This window comes from Phycisphaerae bacterium (genome assembly GCA_012729815.1).
GTDB lineage: Bacteria > Planctomycetota > Phycisphaerae > JAAYCJ01 > JAAYCJ01 > JAAYCJ01.
The window spans coordinates 1-9,146 of record JAAYCJ010000177.1; the positions used below are offsets into that span (position 1 = coordinate 1).

7 protein-coding genes are annotated in these 9,146 nt (G+C 63.4%); all 7 read left to right on the top strand.

The features are described from left to right. Positions 1 to 233, top strand: a 233-nt coding sequence (locus GXY33_11980; protein NLX05850.1) for a two-component system response regulator, incomplete at its 5' end; no start/stop codon positions are given. 122 nt (positions 234 to 355) lie between these two features. Beyond that, positions 356 to 2,221 (top strand): glycoside hydrolase family 127 protein, encoded by a 1,866-nt coding sequence (locus GXY33_11985; GenBank protein ID NLX05851.1) that lies wholly within the window; start codon positions 356 to 358, stop codon positions 2,219 to 2,221. 202 nt (positions 2,222 to 2,423) lie between these two features. Beyond that, positions 2,424 to 4,910 carry a type I DNA topoisomerase gene (gene topA / locus GXY33_11990; GenBank protein ID NLX05852.1) on the top strand — a complete coding sequence of 829 codons (2,487 nt, stop codon included), beginning with the start codon at positions 2,424 to 2,426 and terminating at the stop codon, positions 4,908 to 4,910. Between the two features lie 64 nt (positions 4,911 to 4,974). Further along, on the top strand, positions 4,975 to 5,691 hold the full coding sequence (locus tag GXY33_11995) for an MBL fold metallo-hydrolase (GenBank protein NLX05853.1): 717 nt from the start codon (positions 4,975 to 4,977) through the stop codon (positions 5,689 to 5,691). A 199-nt stretch (positions 5,692 to 5,890) separates the two neighbouring features. Beyond that, positions 5,891 to 7,525 carry a hypothetical protein gene (locus GXY33_12000; protein NLX05854.1) on the top strand — a complete coding sequence of 545 codons (1,635 nt, stop codon included), beginning with the start codon at positions 5,891 to 5,893 and terminating at the stop codon, positions 7,523 to 7,525. Positions 7,526 to 7,819: 294 nt separating this feature from the next. Next, a complete protein-coding gene (locus GXY33_12005; GenBank protein ID NLX05855.1) occupies positions 7,820 to 8,347 on the top strand; it encodes an N-acetylmuramoyl-L-alanine amidase in 528 nt (175 codons plus the stop codon). Between the two features lie 314 nt (positions 8,348 to 8,661). After that, on the top strand, positions 8,662 to 9,146 hold a 485-nt coding region (locus GXY33_12010; protein ID NLX05856.1), incomplete at its 3' end, for a PAS domain S-box protein.

The following is a 9,146-nucleotide window of genomic DNA, read 5'->3' on the forward strand; positions in this document are numbered from 1 at the left end:
AGGCCAACCCGGCCACTCGCGACATCCCAATCATCATGATCACCGCCCTGCATGAGATCAGCGACATGGAGCGGGGCGTCGAGAGCGGGACCGATGACTTCCTGACCAAGCCGGTCAACAAGCTGGAGCTGCTGCCCCGGGTCAAATCACTGCTGCGGCTGCGGCATTACAAGTCGGAGCTGGAGCGGACGCTGGCCTACCTGGCCGACCTGGAGCTCAAGCCGCCGCAATAGCGGCCCACCCGTCGGAACAAGTCGGTTTTGTCCACATTTTCTACGTCCGCGCCATCTTGTGGGAATTCGGCGCCTGGGCGACAATGCCGTCATCGGTTTGCGCTCTCGTATGGAGATTGCCCATGACCGCCTATGTCGTCGATACCAGCCGGAGCCCGCACGTCAAACTCCACCCGGTCCCGGTGACCGCGGTCCGCTACACCGGCGGGTTCTGGCGGCATTACCTGGACATCACCGCCGAACGGAGCATTCCCGGGCTCTACCGGCTCTTTGAATCCAAGGGCGTCGTGGACAACTTCCGCCGGGTCTCCGGCCGCAAGGACTGTCCGCGCCGCGGACCCCGCTACACCGATTCGGACGTCTACAAGTGGATGGAGGGCGCAGCCTATCTGTTGGCCCAGCGGGATGTGCCCGAGGTGCGAAAGAGCTTCGATGGCGTGATCGACGAAATTGTCGCCGCCCAGGATCCGGACGGGTATCTGAACACCATGTACCGCGACCCGGCTGAGCGGTTCACTGCTTACGACAGCCATGAGTTCTACTGCTCCGGCCACTATTTCCAAGCCGCTCTGGCCGTCCTCCGCTGCCTCGGCGACGACCGGGCCTACCAGTCGGCTTTGCGGCTTGCCGACTATCTCGACAGCCGCTGCGGGCCCAAAGGCGAGACCCACTGGGCCTCGACCCACCCGGAAATCGAACTGGCCCTGGTCGAGTTGTATCGGCAGTCCGGCGACCGGAAGCACCTGGAGTTCGCCCAACTTCTGCTCGAACGCCTGCCCTATGAAACGGCCTGGATACCGCCAAGCAGCGGCGGATGCCAGCCGCTGCCCTTCACCCAGCGTCAGACGCTCTTTGGACACGCGGTGCGCAACATGTACACCGCGATCGGCGCAACCGGAGTCTGGTCGGAAAACGGCGACGCGGACTACGGCCGTACGATCCGGCGGCTCTGGAACAACCTGGTCGGCCGCCAGATCTACATCACCGGCGGCGTGGGTTCGCGGTACAGCGGCGAGATGATCGGCCCGGACTACGAGTTGCCCAATCGTCTGGCCTACGCGGAGACCTGCGCGGCGATCGGATTTGTCCTCTGGGCGCATCACAATCTGCTGGCCACGGGCGAAGGCACGTTCGCCGACTGGCTCGAGCAGAGCCTCTACAACGGGGTAATCTCCGGCCTCGCCCTGGACGGAGAAACCTACTTTTATCAGAACCCGCTGGCCAGCTTCGGCGACCATCGGCGACAGGCGTGGTACGATACCACCTGCTGCCCGACCAATATGGTCCGCCTGATGGCCTCCCTGCCCGCGTTCTTCTATTCCACGGACGCCCAAGGGGTTTACGTGCACCTGTATGACCGCAACACCCTCGATTGGCGGCTTGAGGACGGCACGCCGATCCGGCTGGAGCAGAAGACGGATTACCCCTGGGACGGCCGGGTGGAAATCACCGTGAATCCGCACAAATCCGTTGAGTTCACGCTCGCTCTGCGGGTTCCGCACTGGTCGCGGGACGCGGTAATACGAATTAACGGCCAGCCGCAGGGCAATTCATCGCCGGAATCGGGCTATCTGCGTGTGCGCCGGGTGTGGTCGCCGTGCGACCGGGTGGAACTGGAACTGGATATGCACGTGCGGGCGATGACGAGCCATCCGCTGGTCATCAACAACCATCAGCGGCTGGCGGTGATGCGGGGTCCGCTGGTGTACTGCCTGGAGAGTGTCGATCAGCCGGACCTGCCGGTTCACCAACTGTCGACCACGTCGGAGGATATCGACGAGGCGGTGGCGGAAGGCCTTCAGATCGCCGGCTGTGGGGTCATCGCGTTGCGGCTGGCAGGCCGGCGGATCGCGAGTTCCGATCGGCTTTACGCCCCGGTTGCGGAGCGAAAGGTCACCGACAGTCCGGTCGAGATGACCGCCATCCCCTACTTTGCCTGGGCCAACCGCGGGGTCTCTCAGATGACCGTCTGGGTCGCACAGCCATAGAGCACAGCGGGTGTTCAGGCCGCACATCATCACCCGTACTTATAATCACCAATATTAACTCGCCTTGTTCTGCTCCTTGACAACCTCCAGGCCGGTTGATAACGTCACCTAGGTTGCCTACAGTAGATGTATCTGAAGGGAGGCGAACCGCCCCTCGGCAACGGGATTATTTGGAGATAACCGCCTTTACGAGTTCATATTTATGGATCAAGAGAAAACCTCGCGGACCGCATCGGAGAAGAACGGCAAGGCTTTGGTCATCGTCGAATCGCCGGCCAAGGCCAAGACCATAAACAAGTATCTGGGCAAGAACTACGTGGTGAAGGCCTCGATGGGGCACGTGCGGGACCTGCCCCAGAAGGCGTTCGGAGTGGATCTGGAGAAGGACTTCGATCCGACCTACCGGGTGCTGCCCACCCGCAAGAAGGTGGTCACCGACCTGAAGAAGGAAGCGGGCAAAGCCGACCGGGTCTTCCTGGCGACCGACTTGGACCGGGAGGGCGAGGCGATCGCCTGGCACCTGGTCAAGGCTCTGGGCCTGCAGGAGAGTCGCACACAGCGGGTCATTTTCAACGAGATCACGAAACCGGCGATTCAGCGGGCGTTCGAGCACCCGCACGATATCGACATGGACAAGGTCAACGCCCAGCAGGCGAGGCGCATCCTCGACCGGATCGTGGGCTACCAGCTCAGCCCGCTGCTGTGGAAGAAGATCGCCAAGGGGCTTTCGGCTGGTCGGGTCCAGTCGGTGGCGGTCAAGCTGATCGTGGAGCGTGAGCGGGAGATCGAGAAGTTCGTGCCCGAGGAGTACTGGAAGGTTGCGGCCCTACTGCACGCCGGCCAGGCTCCCGAGGCGGCGATGGAGGCCTTCGAGACCCACCGCCAGGAGTACGAGGAGAAGCCCGACAGCAAGGGCCTCAAGCGCCTGTTCGAGAAGCACCAGCTCTTTCGGGCTGAGTTGATTGAGGTCGAGGGGCAGAAGTTCAAGTCCGACAACAAGGAGCAGACGGACCAGCTTCTGGAGTGGCTTGGAGTCGCCGATTACCGGATCGCCGATCTGGCCAGCAAGACGCGTCTGGAGCGTCCGCCGGCCCCCTTCACGACGGCTTCGCTGCAGCAGCAGGCGGCTTCGCGGCTCAAGTACACCACGTCGCGCACGATGCGGGTGGCCCAGCAGCTCTATGAAGGGGTTGAGCTCGGTCCTGACGGGTCGATCGCCCTGATTACCTACATGCGTACGGATTCGACGCACCTGGCGGGCGAGGCGCTCACGGCGGTGCGCGGCTACATTCAGACCACCTTCGGCGCGGAATACCTGCCGGAGAAGCCGAACTTCTACGCTTCGCGGGCGAGCGCCCAGGAGGCTCACGAGGCGATCCGGCCGACGGACGTGAACCGCCGTCCGGAAGACGTCAGATCGTTTTTAACCTCGGATCAATACCGGCTTTACGAGTTGATCTGGAAGCGTTTCGTGGCATGCCAGATGCCACCGGCCCAGTGGCTGGTGACCGACGCGATCGTCCACGCGGCGGCGGGCGAGCGGACCGGCGTGTTCAAGGCGATCGGGCGGACGCTGGCGTTTCCGGGTTTTCTATCGCTGCTGCCCTACCGCCTGGAGGACGCGGACGCCGAGCTGCCGCGGCTTGAGAAGGCCCAGCCGCTCCACCGGATCGACGTGCGGGGGACTCAGCACTTCACGCAGCCGCCGCCGCGGTTCAACGAGGCGTCGCTGGTCCGGATGCTGGAACAGCTTGGGATCGGGCGTCCCAGCACATACGCGGCGATCATCTCGACCATCCAGGACCGCGGCTACGTGGTCAAGGACGACGCCAAGTTCCTGCCCACGGACCTTGGCAAGGTGGTGACCGACCAGCTCATGCAGCATTTTCCGCGGATCATGGACGTGAAGTTCACGAGCCACATGGAGGAGCAGCTCGACAAGATCGAGGAGGCCCACCTGGACTGGGTGAAGGTGCTCAACGAGTTCTATCAGCCGTTCAACGAGTCCCTCGACCAGGCCCGCGAGCAGATGGAGAAGCAGGCGGCTGAGAGCCCGTATACGTGCGAGACGTGCGGCAAGCCGATGGTATACCGGTGGACCAAGACGGGCCGGTTTCTGGCGTGCTCGGGGTATCCCGAGTGCACCAACGCCATGTCGGTGGACGAGGAGGGCAAGCCGGTCAAGAATGAAGTGAGGATGACCGAGCACGCGTGCCCCAAATGCGGCAAGCCGATGGCCTTTCGGCAGTCGAAGTACGGCCCGTTTCTCGGATGCTCCGGGTATCCGGAGTGCAAGACGACGGTGCCGTGCGACAAGGAAGGCCATCCGCTTCGGAAGGTCAAGCCGGAGGAAGTGAACAAGACGTGCGGCGAGTGCGGCAAGCCGATGGTGGCCAAAAAAGGCCGCGGGCGGCGAGGCGGGTTCCTGGCGTGCACGGGCTATCCGGCGTGCAAGGAGACCGAGCCGATCCCGGACGACATCGCGATCGATTGGCCGGAGCCGCAGGAGTCGGGCGTGACGTGTCCCAACTGCGGCAAGCCGATGCTCGTGCGGCGTTCGCGGCGCGGGCCGTTCCTCGGCTGCAAGGGATTCCCCAAGTGCCGCAAGACGATGCCCATGCCCAAGGAGGGCGAGGCCGCCAAGGACGATGTGAAGAAGGAGCAGGAGGGACAGGGCGAGGAAACGTGACGTGAGGGGCCAGGGCGAGACGCGCATCACGTTTCTGGGCACCGGCACCTCGCATGGAATTCCCATGATCGGGTGTTTCTGTCCGGTCTGCACGTCGGAGGACTCCCGCGACGTCCGGACCCGCTGCAGCGTTCTGGTGGAAGTGCCGCAGGGCAACATCATCATCGACACGCCGCCCGAGTTCCGCCTCCAGTGCATCGCGCACCGGGTGACGCGGGTGGACGCGGTGCTTTTCACGCACGCGCACGCGGACCACATTTTCGGTCTCGACGACATCCGGCGGTTCTGTTTCATGCAATCCGGGCCGATTCCCTGTTACGGCTCGGAGAAGACGATCCGGTCGCTGCAGAAGGTCTTCAGCTACGCGTTCAGCGACCCGGCTGAGACATATTCGGAGCGTCCGCGTCTGGTTCCGATGGTGGTGAGCGGGCCGTTTTCGCTGCTGGACCGCACGGTTTCGCCGCTGCCGCTGGCCCACGGTCGGGACACGGTGTTCGGCTTTCGGTTCGGCAACTGGGCCTACTGCACGGACTGCTCGGGCATTCCGCCCGAGACGGCGGAACAACTGCACGGCCTGGATCTGCTGATTCTGGACGGGCTTCGCTACACTCCGCATCCAACGCACTTCAACGTCGATCAGGCCCTGGCCCAGATCGAGCGTCTGGGGCCCCGGACGGCGTACCTGACCCACATCGCCCACGAGATCAGGCACGCCGAACTGGCTCCGCGCCTGCCCGAGAACGTCCACCTTCCTTACGACGGCCTGCAGCTGCGCCTCTGAGGGACGGCGGTTTTTCTTTGACGCCAGCGGCGTGTGGACGTAAACTGACCGATTACGCAGCGGCGGGATTTTGCGCCGCCATCGGCTGGGCCGTTGGGCTCATCGTGAAATCGTCTCCGAAGAGACGGTCGGCACATTGCGAGCCGTGATGGATGGATGTCACGTCCGTCTTCAACGGGTTCGATTCGGGAGCGATAGTTTGACCAGCAATCAGGCCCCAAACAGAGTGGCGCGTCGGGTGATGATCATCGGCCTGGACGGCGCCACGTTCGACGTACTCCGGCCCCTGATGGAAAGCGGGCTGATGCCCGCTTTGAACGAACTGGTGCGGACGGGAGCGAGCGGGATCCTGCAGAGCACCAAACCGCCCATCACGCCGGCGGCGTGGACCACGTTCATGACGGGCAAAGGGCCCGGCCGGCACGGCGTGATCGACTTCGAGCGTTACGACTCGGCGGCCAACAAACTCTCGTTCAACCACCGCTTCGACATCCGCGAGAAGACCATCTGGCAGATTCTTTCGGAGCACAACCTTCGGATCGGCTCGATTCACCTGCCGATGACGTATCCGCCGCAACCGGTCAACGGGTTTCTGGTCAGCGGGTTCGAGACGCCCTCGATCGACGTGGACTTCACCTACCCGCCGGAGTTGAAGGACCTGATCCTGCGGACCATTCCGGACTACAGCTACTCGACCAACTGGCAGCGCGGGATTCTCGGCGGCAAGTCGATGTTCAGCGAGAATCTGGAGTACTTCAAGCGGAGCTTCCGCCAGGGCGTGCAGCTGGCCCGCCTGTGCACCGAGCACTACGGTTGGGACGTGATGATGGTGTTGCTGAAGCTGGTGGACAACATCCAGCACAAGTGCTGGAAGTTCCTGGGTCCGGACGCCGGGCGGCGGTATCCGACGCAGCAGCGGATGGTGCATAGTTGCTTCCAGGTTCTCGACGAATGCCTGGCCGAGATGTTTCAGCTCGCCCAGGATCAGGACGCCTCGATCGTGGTCATGTCGGATCACGGGCACGGGTCGCTCGACGGCAAGGCCCAGCCCAACCTGCTGCTGAAGCGCTGGGGCCATCTGAAGCTGATCAGCGGTTTTTCGCAGTTCAAGACCCGAACGGGGTACATCTGGTACCGTCTGACGCAGAAGCGCGGAGGGCGGTTCGTTCAGCCGAACCTGGGGATCGAGCGCGACCTGGCGGTCGACTGGGCCAGCACCAAGGCGTGCGTCATCCACGCCGGGATTTACGGGTTCCTCTACATCAACCTCAAGGGGCGCCAGCCTCAGGGCACGGTCGATCCCAAGGAATACGAGACTTTCCGTACCGAATTGGTCGAACGTTTTCTCGCCGCGCGGGATGAGAAGTACAACAAGCCGATCTTCCAGGAGGTGCTGCGTCCGGAAGAGGCCTACGGTTGCCGCATGGAGGACAACCGGTTCCTGCCCGACCTGCTGCTGGTGCCGGCGACGGGTCTGGCGGTGGTCCGCAAGATTCGGGGCAATTCGGCGGTCAAGTGGGCCCTGAACGGCCGGTTGGGCGGCACGCACCGCATCGAGGGCCTGTACGCGGTCAACGGTCCGTCGGTGGCGTCGGGCCTGGTTCGCAACGCGCACATCGCCGACATCACGCCGACCATCCTGGCGATGCTCGGTTTGGCGGTCCCAGCGGACATGGAGGGCAAGGCGTTGGCCGACGTCTTCCAGCCCCGGCTGGAGGTCACGTTCGAACCGCCGCGCAAGGCGGAGGCGCAGGAGGCTCCGGAACAGGTCTACTCGGAGAAGGAGCAGCAGATGCTGACCGAACGGTTGACCGATCTGGGCTACCTGGAGTAGTCCGAGAATCGCCTGATTATGAGCCGCCATGATTGACAAACCAGATTTACTTTGAAGAGTCGCTCGTTTTATCCGATATTTTCCTTAGCGGACATGCGTGCGTTGGTGACACTGAGGAGGGTTGGTTGGATCATGCCCGGTTTCCGGCTTATCGCCCCGGTAATCTGCCTGTTTTCGCTGGTATTCGGGTCCGGCTGTGACACCCGCCAAGGAGTCTGCACGCAGCTTCCGGACCCCGTGTTCGGGGCCGCCCGTCCCAAGCCACGACCACAACCCCTGAGACCCCAACCGGTTGTGCAAGCTCCGGTCCGGACGGTGGGTTTCCGCGACATTCCCGCGGCCTGGTATCCGCCGGGGGCTGAGCGCCGGTGGCGGGCCATCGTGATTCACCACAGCGCGGATGAGAACGGGGGAGCCCAGCGTTACGATCAGGCCCACCGGAACCGCGGCTGGGATGAACTGGGCTATCATTTCATTATCGGAAACGGCTCGGACACCGGCAATGGGGTGGTCGAGGTCGGTTCCCGATGGCGGAAGCAGAAGCATGGGGCGCACTGCAAGACGCCGGACAACTTCTACAATGAGTACGGGATCGGCATCTGCCTGGTGGGCAACTTCGAGAATCACCCGCCGAGTGAGGCCCAACTGGCGTCGCTGCGGAAACTCCTGCTGTTCCTGATGAACCGCTACGATCTGGGGGCTGGACAGATCTACGGGCACGGTGAGGTCGGGCGGACCGCCTGCCCCGGCCGGCAGATGCCGCTGAGCAACCTGCGCCACTGGGCGGGCACGCAGACGCAGATTTGGGCCGGTTCCCGATAGGGGATCGGCTTTCCATCCGGTCGAGGCCGCACCGGCACCACCTTTCTCCATGGGCGGCAGGCGGTTTATTCCCCTCCTAGACTTGTTGATCCCCGCGCCTAGGATTGAGTAGGAAGATTAGTTCACGTTGGCAGGTGTTTTCGGGGGAGAACGGAGGGGAGGCCAAGGAACTAGAGACCAGCGAGCTTGCCCGCGTCTCCCGCTCGGTTTCGGCCTGCGGACGTCTATGATGCAATACCATCGCTGTGGCACACGGGAGCAGGGAATTCGGGGATAGCGGGCTTACCATGGAGAACGGGTTCGGTACACTGGTAATGGCGAGAGAGGTCGACGCGCATCTGGTCACCGATGCCGAAGGGCGCATTCTCTCGGCCGATCCGGAAGCGGAAGCCATGCTGGGCCGTCGCGAGCAGGAGCTTCTGGGGGAATCGGTCAAGGGCTTTCTGGACGAACGGGGACGGGAGGTTCTGGATGCGCAGCTGAGGGATCTTCACGTCGCCGAGCCGCACCGGCAGTGGCGAAGTGCGATGGTTCGCGCGTCGCAGGACATCGTGGAGGCGATGATCGATTTGGAGGGGGTTTACGACCACGATCGGCGGCTGGACGGCCTGCGTTGGCGGCTGCACAGGGTGGCGGATGATCGTCGAGTCGCGGTTGGACGGACGGCGGCTGAGCATTACCGCTGGATCGTGGAGAACACCCGCGAAGGGGTCTGGATGATCGACGTCGAGGGCGTTACGACGTACGCCAACCGGCGGATGGCGGCGATGCTGGGTCTTGAGCCGCGGGAACTGGTGGG